Source organism: Muricoccus roseus (assembly GCF_900141905.1).
Lineage (GTDB): Bacteria > Pseudomonadota > Alphaproteobacteria > Acetobacterales > Acetobacteraceae > Roseomonas > Roseomonas rosea.
Window position 1 is genome coordinate 10447 of the sequence record NZ_FQZF01000026.1, and the last position, 12937, is coordinate 23383.

Below are 12937 nucleotides of genomic sequence, written 5' to 3' on the forward strand. Positions count from 1 at the left end.
CCGGGACAAACCGTCAGCGCAGAACAAAACCCAGCCGCGATCAGGCCGCGTCCCGCACCTTCAGCAGCCGGTCCACCGTGATCGGCAGGTGGCGGATTCGCTTGCCGGTGGCGTGGTACACGGCATTGGCGATGGCGGCCGCCGTGCCCACGATGCCGATCTCGCCCAGCCCCTTCACGCCGATGGGGTTGAGCTTGTCCTCGTGTTCCTCGACGAAGATCACCTCGATCCCCTCCACATCCGCATTCGCGGGGATGTGGTACTCGGCGATGTTGTGGTTCATGAAGCGGCCGAGATGGTGGTCCATCATGGACTCCTCGTGCAGCGCCATGCCGATGCCGAAGACCACGCCGCCCAGGATCTGCGACCGCGCCGTCTTGGGGTTCAGGATCTTGCCGGCCGCCACAGCATCCACGACGCGCGTCACGCGCACGCGACCCAGTTCCTCATCCACGCGCACCTCCGCAAAAATCGCGGAATGGGTGAAGCCGGAATAGCGGGCCTGGTTGATGCGGCTCGGGCTGCCGGTTTCCTCCGCCTCGATCCGGTGCACCTTGCCCGCCACCATGGCATCCTGGATCGTCACGAAGCGGGTAGGGTCGGAGACCAGCTCGATGCGCCCGTCGCGGAAGGCGACGCGGCCGATCTCGGCATTCGCCAGTGGCGAGCCTTCCATGCCGCGGGCATAGCCGAACAGCGTCTCCCGCACCGTGTTGCAGGCCAGCGTCACCGCGGTGCCGGCTGAGGCCGCGGCCCAGGAGCCGCCCTCCACCGGGGAGAAGGGCAGCTTGGAATCACCGACCTTCGCCGTCACCTTCTCCATCGGCAGCCCCAGCGCATCGGCCGCGATCTGCGTCAGGATGGTGTAGGTGCCGGTGCCGATATCGGCCGTCGCGGTCCCGACCTCCAGCTTGCCGTCGATCGTCAGCACGGCGCGGGCGGAGGTCTTCTGCATCTGCGCCTCCCACATGCCGCTGGCCATGCCCCAGCCGACCAGCTCCCGCCCCTCCTTCATGGAGCGGGGCTCCGGACTGCGCTTCGACCAACCGAAGCGCTCCGCGCCCAACTGGTAGGCGGCGCGCAGCTCCTTGCTGCTGAAGGGCTTGCCGGTGGCCTCGTCGATCTCGGCGTAGTTCCTCAGCCGCAGCTGCAGCGGGTCCATGCCGAGCTTGTAGGAGAGCTCGTCCATCGCCGATTCCAGCGCGAACATGCCGGTCGGGGCGCCCGGCGCGCGCATGTCGCCGGGAGTGTAGGTGTCGATCTGCGCCAGCTTGTAGGTCGTCGAGACGTTCTCGCAGTGATACATCATGGATGACCAGCCGACGATCATCTCCTGGTAGTCCTCGAAGGTCGAGGTATTGCTGACCACGTCATGCCGGATGGCCTGCAGCATGCCGTCGGGATTGGCGCCGATGGACATCTCCTGCAGCCCGTCCGGGCGATAGGTGAAGGTGAACATCTGGTCACGCGTGAGCGTGACGCGCACCGAGCGCTTCAGCTCCAGCGCCGCCATCACCGCCAGGAAAAGCTGGTATTGCGGCCGCAGCCCCGAGCCGAAGGCGCCGCCCACGAAGGGCGAGAGCACATGCACGTCGTCCTGCGACAGGCCGAAGACATGGGTGATGTAGGACTGCGTGTTCTGCACGCCCTGGATCTTGTCATAGACGGTGATCTTGCCGTCCCCGTCCCACACCACCGTGGCGGCATGGGGCTCCATCGGGTTGTGGTGCTCGATGGCGATCCGGTAATCCGCGCTCACCCGGACCGGGGATGCGCCGAAGCCTGCCTCCGCATCGCCGCGATCCGGCGCCGGCGCCATGCCGGAGCGGGTCTTGGGCGGCTTATAGGCCTGCATCCGAACCTTCTCGAGATCCGTCTGGTGCCCCTCCGCCTCATAGGTCACGCGGACCAGGGAGGCGGCGTAGCGCGCGATCTCGAAATCCTCCGCCACCACCAGGGCGATGGGCTGGCCGCTATAGAGGATCTTCTCGTCATAAAGCGGGCGGAAGGGCGTGCCGGGCGGCGCGACCTCGTCCTGATAGGCCTTGCTGCGCCAGGCCGTGCGCGGGCGGTTCTGGTGGGTGAAGACCTGGATCACCCCCGGCACCGCCATGGCGGCGGAAATGTCGATGCTGGTGATGCGCCCCTTGGCGATGGCGCTGTTCACCACATAGCCCTGGGCCAGGTCCGGCGCGGTGTATTCCGCAGCATAGCGCGCGGCGCCAGTGACCTTCAGCTTGCCGTCCACGCGGCTGCGGGGCGATCCGACATGGGTCTCGTACATGGTCCGGCTCCCCTTCCCTACTGGATGCGCTTGTCGACTTGCGACTGCGGCGTGCCCGCCGCGGCCTGGGAGAGGGCGCGGATCACTGCGCGGCGGGCCAGGTCGATCTTGAAGTCGTTGTGCCCATAGCCCTTTGCGCCATCGAGGATACGTTCCGCCACCGCCTCGAACAACGCGCGCTCCGGCACCTTGCCGCGCAGCAGCTCCTCCGCTTCCGGCAGGCGCCAGGGCTTATGGGCGACACCGCCGAGCGCGATGCGCGCCTCCACCACCTTGTCGCCATCCATTTCCATCGCGGCGGCGACGGAGACCAGGGCGAAGGCATAGGAGAGACGGTCGCGCAGCTTCAGATAGGTGTAGTTCTTCGCGAACCGCGGCTCGGGCAGCTCGATCGCGAGGATGATCTCGTCGCCATGCAGGTTCGTGTCCTTCTCCGGCATGTTGCCGGGCAGGCGGTGGAAATCGGCCAACGGGATGCTGCGCTCCCCGTTGGGGCCGGCCACCTTCACCACCGCCTCCAACGCGGCCAGGGCCACGGCCATGTCGGAAGGGTGGGTCGCGATGCAGTGCTCGCTGGTGCCGAGAATGGCGTGGATGCGGTTCACGCCTTCCTTCGCCGGGCAGCCAGAGCCAGGCGCGCGCTTGTTGCAGGGCGTCGCGTCGTCATAGAAGTAGTAGCAGCGCGTGCGCTGCAGCAGGTTGCCGCCCATGGTGGCCGAGTTGCGCAGCTGGGCCGAAGCACCGGCCAGGATGGCGGAGGAGAGCAGCGGATAACGCTCCTTCACCCGCTCGTCATAGGCGGCGGCGGTGTTGCTCACCAACGCGCCGATGCGCAGCCCCCCTTCCCCGGCCTCGCCGATCTCCTTCAGCCCGGGCAGGCGAGTGACGTCCACGAGATGCGTGGGCCGCTCCACATTGTACTTCATCAGGTCGACGAGGTTGGTCCCGCCCGCGATGAACTTCGCCGCGGGGTTCGAGGATACCTCGCGCAGCGCATCCTCGACGCTGCCGGGGCGCGCATAGGAGAAGCGGTTCACTTCGCCGCCTCCTTCGCCAGCACATCCTCGATCGCATCGACGATGTTGGTATAGGCGCCGCAGCGGCAGAGATTGCCGCTCATATGCTCCCGGATTTCCGCCCGGCTCGTCGCATGGCCTTCCTTCACCAGCGCGACGGCGGAGCAGATCTGCCCCGGCGTGCAGTATCCGCACTGGAAGGCATCGTGCTCGATGAAGGCCTCCTGCATCGGGTGCAGCGTGCCGTCCGGCCCGGCCAGCCCCTCGATGGTGGTGACCTCGCAGCCATCCTTCATCACGGCCAGGGCGAGGCAGGAATTGATGCGCTCGCCATCCAGCAGCACGGTGCAGGCGCCGCACTGGCCGTGGTCGCAGCCCTTCTTCGTGCCGTAGAGAGAGAGGTCCTCCCGCAGGAGGTCGAGAAGGGTGGTCCAGGGCCGCACATGCAGCGCCCGGCGCTCGCCATTGATGGTCAGGGTGATCGGGATCTCGTCGGGCAGCGGCCCCGGCCCCTGTGCGGGCCCGGCATCCGGGGCGAAGCCTTGCCGGAGCGGAAGTTCGAGGTCAGCCATGGCGGTGTCCTGCTGAACGGCGTGGGCACCGGAGGCCGCGGGTGGGGAGTGGTCACGCGGAGAGTGGCCCCGCCGCCCTCCCTTGCCGGAGCCTCCGTGTCTTGGCCCTGCAAACGAAGGGATTGCCCCCGCGGTTGCGGCTAGCCGGCCCGGCGCCCGAGATCGGCCCCGACGAAGGCTCCCGTGCGCTCGTAATGCTGCGCCAGCAGGGCGGCGGCGGTCTCGGCATCGCGGTCCAACGCCGCGCGGGCGATGGCGGCGTGTTCGGCCGCCACGTCCCGGTCTGGATAGGCCACCGTGTTGGCCAGGGCACGATATCGCCGCGCCTCCTCCCGCAGCCTGTCGCAGAAGGCGAGCAGCTGCGGCGCACCGCAGGCTTCCAGCAGGGCCTGGTGGAAGCGCAGGTGGCAGGCTTCCCATTCCGGGTTGGTCGCGAAGCGGTGGGAGTCCAGCGAGCGCGCCAGGCGGTTCAGCCGGTGCTCCGCGAGCACCAGCGCATCCTCCCAGGCCGCGTCGCCCAGGCGGATGGATTCCTGCAGCGCCGCGCATTCGGCCAGCACCCGGCTGCGGATAAGCCCCTCCAGCTGGGACGGCGCGGCGGCGGCCACCCGGAAGCCGCGATGCTCCAGCCGTTCCGCGAGCCCCTCGGCCGCCAGCTTGGACAGCGCTTCCCGCATGGGGGAGGCCCCGGCGCCGTAGCTCTCCGCCAGGTCCCGCAGCTTCAGCTTCAGCCCAGGGGCCAAGCGGCCCGAGAGGATGTCCTCCCGCAACCGCCGGTGGACGGCGGTGGCCAGGGTGGGGTCGCGCCCCTCACTCGATGCGGCCTGGGACATTCCGGCAATTATTCGCCATTTCAGAATAGGAGCAAGCCTTGGCGACGTTTTGCTTGACGAAGTCAGAATTTCGACAAAATCTCTCCCGACCAACCGGAGGAAACGCCGCGTGCGTCTGATCGCGTTCGAGCATGAGGGCCGTCCGGCCCTCGGCGCCCGCATGGGCGAGGAAGTGGTGGCCCTGGCCGATGCCATTCCCGGCCTGCCTGCCGACCCGCTGGCGGCCTTCGCCTCGCTGAACCTGCCCGAGGGCGCGCCCGCCCTCGCCGAGAAGCTCGCCAAGGCGCCGCGCCGCCCCTTCAAGGGCCTCAAGCTCCTCCCGGTGGTGCCGCGCCCGGGCAAGATCATCTGCATCGGCCTGAACTACGTGGAGCACGCGAAGGAGGGGAACAACCCCATCCCCGACTACCCCGCCGTGTTCTTCCGCGGCCACACCTCCCTCGCCGCCCATGGCGAGCCGCTGCTGCGCCCCAAGGTGTCCGACAAGTTCGACTACGAGGCGGAGCTGGTCATCGTGGTCGGCCAGCGTGCGAAGCACCTGACGGAAGCCAACGCCCTGTCCTGCGTCGCCGGCTACACCTGCATGAACGAGGGCTCGCTGCGCGACTACCAGCGCAAGGGCGCGCAGTGGACGGTGGGCAAGAACTTCGACCGCACCGGCGGCCTCGGCCCCGAGATCGTGACGCCCGACGAGATCCCGCAGGGGCCGAACGCGCTCCGCATCACCTCCCGCGTGAACGGGCAGACGATGCAGGACAGCAATACCTCGGACATGATCTTCTCCGTGCCCCGCATCCTCGCGATCCTGTCGGAGGTGATGACGCTGGAGCCCGGCGACATCATCGCCACCGGCACGCCGAGCGGCGTCGGCTATCCCCGCAAGCCGCCCGTCTTCATGAAGCCGGGCGACACGATCGAGGTCGAAATCGAGGGCGTCGGCACGCTCGTCAACACGGTCGAGGACGAGGCCGCCTGAGCATGGCCGGGCCGGTTGTCACGCTCAGCTTCGACAACGGCCCGGAGCCCGAGGTCACGCCCGGCGTGCTGGATGTCCTCCGCCGCCGGGGCCTGCGGGCCACCTTCTTCGTCATCGGCCGGAAGCTGGCCGCGCACCGGCCGCTGGCCGAGCGCGCGCATGCCGAGGGCCACTGGATCGGCAATCACACCTGGAGCCACACCCGGCCCCTGGGCGAGATGCCGGACGACGCCGCGACGGCGGAGGCGGAGATCGGACGCACCCAGGCCGTGATCGGGGATCTCTCCCATCCGGACCGCCTCTTCCGCCCGGTGGGCGGCGGAGGCGCGCTGGGGCCGCACCTGCTGAGCGGGGCCGCGCTGGAGCACCTCCGGGAGGGGGGCTTCACCTGCGTGCTCTGGAACGCCGTTCCCGGCGACTTCCGCGACGCCGAGAACTGGCCGGAACGCGCCCTGGCCATGTGCCGCGGCCCCGACCCGGTGACGCTGGTGCTGCACGACCTGCCCAATGGCGCCATGCGCCAGCTGGACCGCTTCCTCGGTCGCCTGGCCGATGCCGGCGCCCGCTTCGCACAGGACTTCCCGCCCTCCTGCGTCCCGATGCGCCGGGGCGAGGATGACGGCACCATCACACGCTACTCCACCCCCCATACCGGAGCCGCCGCATGACCCATCTTCCGCGCCGCGCCCTGCTGGGTGCCCTCGCAGCCCTTCCTGCCGCGCAGGCCATGGCACAGGGCGCCGGCACCTGGCCCAACCGGCCGATTCGCCTGGTCGTGCCCTTCGCGGCCGGCACCACCACCGACATCCTCGGCCGCATCCTGGCCGAGGCGTTGGCCAAGGAGGCAGGCCAGCCCGTGGTGGTGGACAACCGCGCGGGCGCCGGCGGCAATGTCGGCGCCCAGGCCGTCGCCCGCTCCCCGGGGGATGGCTACACGCTGCTGCTGGGCACGAACGGCACGCATGGCATCAATGTGAGCCTCTATGCGGACCAGGGCTTCGACCCGATCCGCGACTTCACGCCCATCGCGCCCTATGTCTCCACCCCCAGCGTCCTCGGCGTGCCGCCCTCCCTCGGCGTCTCCTCGGTGGCGGAGCTGGTGGCCCTGGCGAAGCGCCGCACCGTCACCTTCGCCTCGGCCGGCAACGGCACCACGGGGCATCTCTCCCAGGCGCTGTTCAACCTGCGCGGCGGGCTGACCACGGAGCATGTTCCCTACCGCAATGCCGGCCAGGGCGTGACGGACCTCATCGCCGGCCGGGTGGATGCGATGTTCTACCACCCGCTCGGCCTCAAGCCGCATCTGGATGCCGGCACGCTAAAGGCGCTGGCCGTCACCTCCGCCTCGCGCGTCACCATGCTGCCGGATGTGCCCACCATTCAGGAGGCCGGGCTCCAGGATTTCGTGGTGGAGGGCCGCTGGTCGCTCTACGGCCCCGCCAACATGCCGCCCGAGGTGGTCGCGCGGCTGAACCGGGCCACGAACGCCCTGCTGGCCGATCCCGCCTCCCTCGCCAATCTGCGCGCCCAGGGCGTGGAGCCGCTGGGCGGGTCGCCGGAGAAGCTGGCGGAGATGACGCGCGAGGAAATTGCGAAGTGGCGCGCCGTCGTGGCCGCTGCCAACATCAAGCCCGACTAGATCCGAACCCCGGACAGCATGCATCCGAGGGCGGGCGACCGAGACCCGCCCCGGACGGAGGATGACGAGAATGGCTGACCTGGACCAGAACACCGTCACCGAGGCCGTGATCGCGCAGATGGCCGACACGCCCGACCCGCGCCTGCGCGAGGTGATGGCGAGCCTCGTGCGACACCTGCACGGCTTCGCGCGGGAGGTGAAGCTCACCCCGGCCGAATGGCTCGCCGCCATCGGCTTCCTCACCCGCGTCGGCCAGACCTGCACGCCCATCCGGCAGGAGTTCATCCTCCTCTCGGACACCCTCGGCCTCTCGCGCCTGGTCAACCTGATGGACGACAAGGCCAACCGCGTGGGCGAGGCGACCGAGACCAGCCTTCTCGGCCCCTTCTACCGCGAGGCCGCCCCGCAATTCGGCTATGGCGAAAGCATCGCGACCCGCGCCAAGGGGCCGGAGATGATGCTCTTCGGCCGCGTGGTGAACGAGGCCGGCGAGGGCGTGCCCCATGCCACGGTGGAGATCTGGCAGACGGATGCCGACGGCGCCTACGACCTGCAGGTGAACAACCCGGAGGTCATGGACATGCGCGGCCAGTTCCGCACCGATGCGGAGGGGCGCTACGCCATCCGCACCCTCATCCCGCTCGGCTACTCCATCCCGATGGACGGCCCTGTGGGCGCCATGGTGCGCGCGCAGAACCGCCATGGCTTCCGCCCCGCCCATATCCATGTGCTGATCGGCGCCGAGGGGTACCGCGAGCTCGTAACCGCCCTCTATCTCGGCGATGACGACCACATCGATTCCGATACCGTCTTCGGCGTCTCGGAATCGCTGGTCGTGCATCCCCGTGCCGGGCTGGAAGGCGCGCCCGATCCTGCCCTGCCGAGCGTGCGCTACGATTTCCGGATCGCCCGGAAGGCCGCCCACGACACATCGGGCCGCGTCGGCGCCGACCCGTCCAAGATCGCCGCGGAATAGCCGCGGCCCACCGCGTCAAGGCATTGGCCACGGGCGAAGAAACCGGGCCGCAGGAGGAGAAGGTTCATGGAAGGTCTCAGCAGGCGCGGCCTCGGCCGCGCGGCCCTGGCGGCGGCCATCACCGTGCCCGCCACCGTTCCCGCCACTGCGCGCGCGCAGACCGCGCCGTCCGGCCCGCCCATCCGCATCGGCTATTCCATGTCGCTCTCGGGCGGGCTGGCCGGCAACGGCCGCCCGGCGCTCATCGCCCACCGCATCTGGCAGGAGGACGTGAACGCCAAGGGCGGGCTGCTCGGCCGCCCGGTCGAACTGGTGCATTACGACGACCAGAGCACGGGTGCGCAGGTGCCGGGCATCTACACCAAGCTCATCGACGTCGATAAGGTCGATCTCGTCATCTCCGGCTATGCCACGGCCATCATCGCGCCGGCCATGCCGATCGTGATGCAGCGGAACATGACCTTCGTGTCTCTGTTCGGCACGGGCGCGAACAACGACTTCAAGTACGACCGCTATTTCAGCATCAACCCCGCGGGCTCCAAGGTGAAGGAGACCTTCGCCAAGGGCTTCATCGACCTCGCCATGGCGATGGAGCCGCGGCCGCGCAGCATCGCCCTCGTCAACCTGGACAGCGACTTCCACCAGCGCACCGCCGAGAGCGCCCGCTACCTCGCGCGCGAGGCCGGGCTCCGCATCGTCTATGATCGCGCCTATCCGCCGAGCACGGTGGATTTCTCCCCCATCATCCGCGCGGTCCAGGCCGCGCGGCCCGATGTCGTCTTCGTCGGCTCCTACCCGCCCGACACGGCCGGCCTGCTGCGCGCGGCCAGCGAGCTGCGGGTGAACTTCCAGATGTTCGGCGGGCCGATGATCGGACCGCATATCACGGCGCAGAAGCTCCAGCTGGGCCCCATCCTGAACAACCTGGTGGTGTGGGACGTCTATGCGCCCGAGCCGACCCTGCAGTTCCCGGGCACCCAGGCGCTGATCGAGAAGTACCAGCCCGTCGCCGCGCGGGAGGGAACGGATGCACTGGGCCACTATGTGCCGCCGCTGGCCTATGCCCAGATGCAGGTGCTGGAGCAGGCGGTGAAGCGCGTCGGCCGGATCGACCAGGCCGCGCTGGCGGCGGACATGCACGCCAGCACCTTCGAGACGGTGATCGGCCCGCTGAAGTTCGACGCGCTGGGCGAATGGACCGAGGAGCGGAACCTCTACACCCAGTATCAGGGCGTGCAGGGCAACGGGATCGACCAGTTCCGCAAGGCGGGCACGCAGGTCATCCTCTACCCCCAGCGCTACAAGTCCGGCGATCTCCGCAAGCCCTACACGGCGGGTGCCTGATGGACCCCGACCTCGCCCTCCTCCTGAACGGGATCGTCTCGGGCCTGCTGCTCGGCGGTCTCTACGCCGCCGCGGCGGCGGGCCTTTCCATCTCCTTCGGGATGCTGGACGTGGTCAACATCGCGCACCCCGCCTTCATGGTGCTGGGCGCGCTGCTCGTCGCCCTCCTCTGGGGGGCGACGGGGATCGACCCGCTGATCCTCTCCGTGCTGCTGACACCCGCCTTCTGGGCGCTCGGCGCCGCCATCTATGTCGTCTACCACCATTTCTTCGAACGGCGGGGAGACGAGGCCATCCAGGGCCTCGCCTTCTTCTTCGGCGTGATGTTCATCATCGAGGTCGGGCTGGTGCTGGCCATCGGGCCCGAGCAGCATTTCGCCGACGCCGCCTATGCCGGCATCACCTGGCGCCTGGGCGAGATCGACCTGCCGCTCCGCATGCTGGTGCCCGCCCTGGTCGCCTTCGCCGCCATCGGCGGGCTCGCCCTCTTCCTCCGGCGCAGCTTCACCGGCCGCGCCATCGCGGCCGTGGCGCAGGACCGGGAGGCGCTGCGCCTGCTGGCAATCGACCCCGTCAGGATCAAGCGCCTCGCCTTCGGCATCTCCATCGCCATGGCGGCCCTGGCCGGCGGCGCGCTGGTGGTGGTGCAGCCGGTGGATGCCTGGTCCGGCCATGTGTTTATCGGCCGGGTCTTCGCCGTGGTCATCATGGGCGGGCTCTCCTCCCTCGGCGGCTGCGTGCTGGCGGCGCTCGCCTTCGGCGTGGTGGAGAACGTCACCGCCAGCTTCTACGGCCCCTCCTGGTCGCCCGCCGTCGCCTTCGGATGCCTGCTGCTGGTGCTGGCCATCCGGCCCCAGGGCTTCTTCGGGCGCGTGGCATGAGCGACACGACCATCCCCGCCATGCCCACCCTTCCCGCTCCGCGCCGCACGGGCCATCCGGCCTTCTGGCTGGCCAGCGCCGCCGTCGCGCTCGTCAGCATCCTCGCGCTGCGGGGGATCGGCAGCGAATACGCCTACTTCGCGGCCACCTTCATCCTGCAATACGTCGTGCTCGCCACCGCCTGGAACATCCTCGGCGGCTATGCGGGCTATGTGAACTTCGGCGCCGCCGCCTTCTTCGCCGCCGGCGCCTATACCACCGTCGCCATCGGCAAGGCGCTTGGGCTGTCCCTCCTCCCCTGCATCGGATTCGCGGCGCTGGTGGGCGGGGTGCTCGGGCTCGGCACCGGCATCCTCACCCTGCGGCTGCGCGGCGCCTATTTCGCCATTGCCACCCTTTGCCTCTCGGTGGTCCTGCAGACCATCGTGGTGAACTGGGACTATGTCGGCGGATCTCGCGGCGCCTATGTCATCCGCCCGCGCGAGGTTCCCTGGCCCTTCGAGAGCTACAGTGGCTATCTCTGCGCCGTGATGGTGGTGCTGGCCGCCGCCGCCGTCGCCATCGCCCGCAGCATCGAGAAATCCCGCCTCGGCCTGGGGCTGGCGGCGCTGCGGGACGACGAGGCGGCGGCGGAAGCCGCCGGCGTGCCGACCCTGCGCCTGAAGCTCATCGCCACCACCATTTCCGGCGCCATGATGGCCGTGGCGGGGGCCCCGCTGCCCCTTCTCGGCTCCTATGTGGAGCCGAACTCCGCCTTCGGCCTCTCCTACGCGGTGAACGCCATCGCCATGCCGCTCATCGGCGGCACGGGCAGCTGGGCGGGGCCGCTCATCGGTGCCGTGCTGCTCGCCTCGCTCCAGCAGGCGGCGACGGTCACCATCTCCTCCGCCGCTAACCTCATGATCGTGGGCGTGGTGCTGGTCGTCTTCGTCTGCGCCGCACCCCACGGCATCATCGGCCTGTTCCGGAGGCAGAAATGAGCCCCGACATCGTGCTGCGGGCCGAAGGCGTGGGGAAGCGGTTCGGCGGCTTCACCGCCCTCTCCGGCGTGGAGCTGGAGGTGCGCGCCGGAGAGCGCCTCGGCCTCATCGGGCCCAATGGCTCGGGCAAGAGCACCTTCACCAACTGCCTCGCGGGTGCCTTCCCCAGCCATGACGGCGGCTTCACCTTCAAGGGCGAAAAGCTGGCCGGGCTGAAGTCCCATGAGCGTGCCCGGCGCGGGCTCGCGCGCACCTTCCAGCTTCCGCGCCCCTTTCGCGGCCTGACGGTGCTGGAGAACATCCGCGTCCCCCTCGCCTATGGCGGCCGCGACGACGCCACGGCGGAGCGGGCGATGGAATGCCTGGAATCCGTCGAGCTGGCGGCCAAGGCGCATCGCATGCCCAAGGAGCTGACCCAGGTGGAGCTGCGCCGGCTGGAACTGGCCCGCGCGACGGCGCTGAAGCCGGAGCTGTTGATCGCCGACGAGGCGATGGCCGGCCTCTCCCATGCGGAGGTGGACCAGATCCTGGCCCTGCTGTTCCGCCTCAACGCCGGCGGCACCACCATCATCATGATCGAGCATGTGATGCGCGCGGTGACGGAGTTCTCGCAGCGCCTGGCCGTCCTCGTCGCCGGGCGCAAGGTCGCGGATGGCGACCCGCGCGAAGTCCTCTCCATGCCCGAGGTCGAGGAGGCCTATCTTGGCCGCTAGCCTTCTCATCGAGGATGTGGATGCCGCCTATGGCGCCGTCCGCGCGCTGGACGGCGTTTCCCTCCACGTCACCACGGGCGAAACCGTCGCCCTGCTGGGCACCAACGGCAATGGCAAGACCACGCTGATGCGCTGCATCCTGGGCCTGCTGAAGCCCAGCCGTGGCCGCATCGCCGTCACGATCGACGGCAGGACCACGGAGCTCGTGGGCCGCTCGCCGGAGGAGATCGTCGATCTCGGCATCGCCATCGTGCCCGAGGGCCGGCGCCTGTTCCCCCGCCTCTCGGTGGAGGAGAACCTGCTGCTCGGCGCCTATCGCCGCGCCGCCCGTCCGGCCATCCCGCGGAACCTCGAATTCTGCTACGAGGCTTTCCCGCGCCTGAAGGAGCGCCGCTCCCAGCCCGTCGGCAGCATGAGCGGCGGCGAGCAGCAGATGGTTGCCCTCGGCCGCGCCGTGATGTGCGCGCCGAAGCTGCTGCTTGTGGACGAGCCCTCCGTCGGCCTCGCCCCCATCCTGGTGGCGCGCACCATCGAGAAAATCGCCGAACTGAAGGAGAAGCTGGGCCTCACCGTGCTGATGGCCGAGCAGAACTTCCACCAGGCGATCCGCATCGCGGACCGTGGCTATGTGCTGGTGCATGGCCGGGTGGAGTTCCAGGGCGACAGCCCCGCAGCGCTGGGCGACAGTGATCTCGTCCGCAAATTCTATCTGGGGCTGTGAGA

At 69.3% G+C, this 12937-nt stretch carries 13 protein-coding genes; 9 read left to right on the forward strand and 4 right to left on the reverse strand.

What is annotated here, in order from left to right; translation table 11 throughout:
- Positions 1-40: 40 nt before the first annotated feature.
- From BUB97_RS18840 to BUB97_RS25930, 4 genes are all read right to left on the reverse strand, one after another.
- Complete coding sequence (locus tag BUB97_RS18840; protein WP_073137611.1) at positions 41-2284, reverse strand: xanthine dehydrogenase family protein molybdopterin-binding subunit; 2244 nt, start codon at positions 2282-2284, stop codon at positions 41-43.
- 17 nt (positions 2285-2301) lie between these two features.
- Positions 2302-3321 carry an FAD binding domain-containing protein gene (locus tag BUB97_RS18845; protein ID WP_073137613.1) on the reverse strand — a complete coding sequence of 340 codons (1020 nt, stop codon included), beginning with the start codon at positions 3319-3321 and terminating at the stop codon, positions 2302-2304.
- Entirely contained in the window at positions 3318-3872 is a 555-nt protein-coding gene (locus BUB97_RS18850; RefSeq protein WP_086062350.1) for a (2Fe-2S)-binding protein, read from the reverse strand. The genes BUB97_RS18845 and BUB97_RS18850 overlap by 4 nt, the downstream gene beginning before the upstream one ends.
- Positions 3873-4012: 140 nt before the next feature.
- Entirely contained in the window at positions 4013-4705 is a 693-nt protein-coding gene (locus BUB97_RS25930) for a GntR family transcriptional regulator (RefSeq protein ID WP_073137615.1), read from the reverse strand.
- 109 nt (positions 4706-4814) lie between these two features.
- Between BUB97_RS25930 and BUB97_RS18860 the strand changes: the two genes are divergently transcribed.
- The 9 genes from BUB97_RS18860 (at position 4815) to BUB97_RS18900 (ending at position 12935) form a co-directional block, all read left to right on the forward strand.
- Positions 4815-5681: a fumarylacetoacetate hydrolase family protein gene (locus BUB97_RS18860; protein ID WP_073137617.1), complete on the forward strand. Its 867-nt coding sequence runs from the start codon at positions 4815-4817 to the stop codon at positions 5679-5681.
- A gap of 2 nt (positions 5682-5683) precedes the next feature.
- The gene (locus tag BUB97_RS18865) at positions 5684-6349 is read left to right on the forward strand and encodes a polysaccharide deacetylase family protein (protein ID WP_073137619.1); all 666 of its coding nucleotides are present in this window, start codon (positions 5684-5686) and stop codon (positions 6347-6349) included.
- Positions 6346-7320 carry a Bug family tripartite tricarboxylate transporter substrate binding protein gene (locus BUB97_RS18870; protein WP_073137621.1) on the forward strand — a complete coding sequence of 325 codons (975 nt, stop codon included), beginning with the start codon at positions 6346-6348 and terminating at the stop codon, positions 7318-7320. Before BUB97_RS18865 ends, BUB97_RS18870 begins: the two co-directional genes overlap by 4 nt.
- Positions 7321-7390: 70 nt before the next feature.
- Positions 7391-8296 carry a dioxygenase family protein gene (locus BUB97_RS18875; RefSeq protein WP_073137623.1) on the forward strand — a complete coding sequence of 302 codons (906 nt, stop codon included), beginning with the start codon at positions 7391-7393 and terminating at the stop codon, positions 8294-8296.
- A gap of 66 nt (positions 8297-8362) precedes the next feature.
- Positions 8363-9640 carry an amino acid ABC transporter substrate-binding protein gene (locus BUB97_RS18880; protein ID WP_073137625.1) on the forward strand — a complete coding sequence of 426 codons (1278 nt, stop codon included), beginning with the start codon at positions 8363-8365 and terminating at the stop codon, positions 9638-9640.
- A complete protein-coding gene (locus BUB97_RS18885; RefSeq protein ID WP_073137626.1) occupies positions 9640-10521 on the forward strand; it encodes a branched-chain amino acid ABC transporter permease in 882 nt (293 codons plus the stop codon). Before BUB97_RS18880 ends, BUB97_RS18885 begins: the two co-directional genes overlap by 1 nt.
- Entirely contained in the window at positions 10518-11501 is a 984-nt protein-coding gene (locus BUB97_RS18890) for a branched-chain amino acid ABC transporter permease (RefSeq protein WP_073137628.1), read from the forward strand. Before BUB97_RS18885 ends, BUB97_RS18890 begins: the two co-directional genes overlap by 4 nt.
- Positions 11498-12214, forward strand: a complete 717-nt coding sequence (locus BUB97_RS18895; RefSeq protein WP_073137630.1) for an ABC transporter ATP-binding protein — start codon at positions 11498-11500, stop codon at positions 12212-12214. The genes BUB97_RS18890 and BUB97_RS18895 overlap by 4 nt, the downstream gene beginning before the upstream one ends.
- Positions 12204-12935 (forward strand): ABC transporter ATP-binding protein, encoded by a 732-nt coding sequence (locus BUB97_RS18900; protein WP_073137632.1) that lies wholly within the window; start codon positions 12204-12206, stop codon positions 12933-12935. Before BUB97_RS18895 ends, BUB97_RS18900 begins: the two co-directional genes overlap by 11 nt.
- Positions 12936-12937 lie beyond the last annotated feature (2 nt).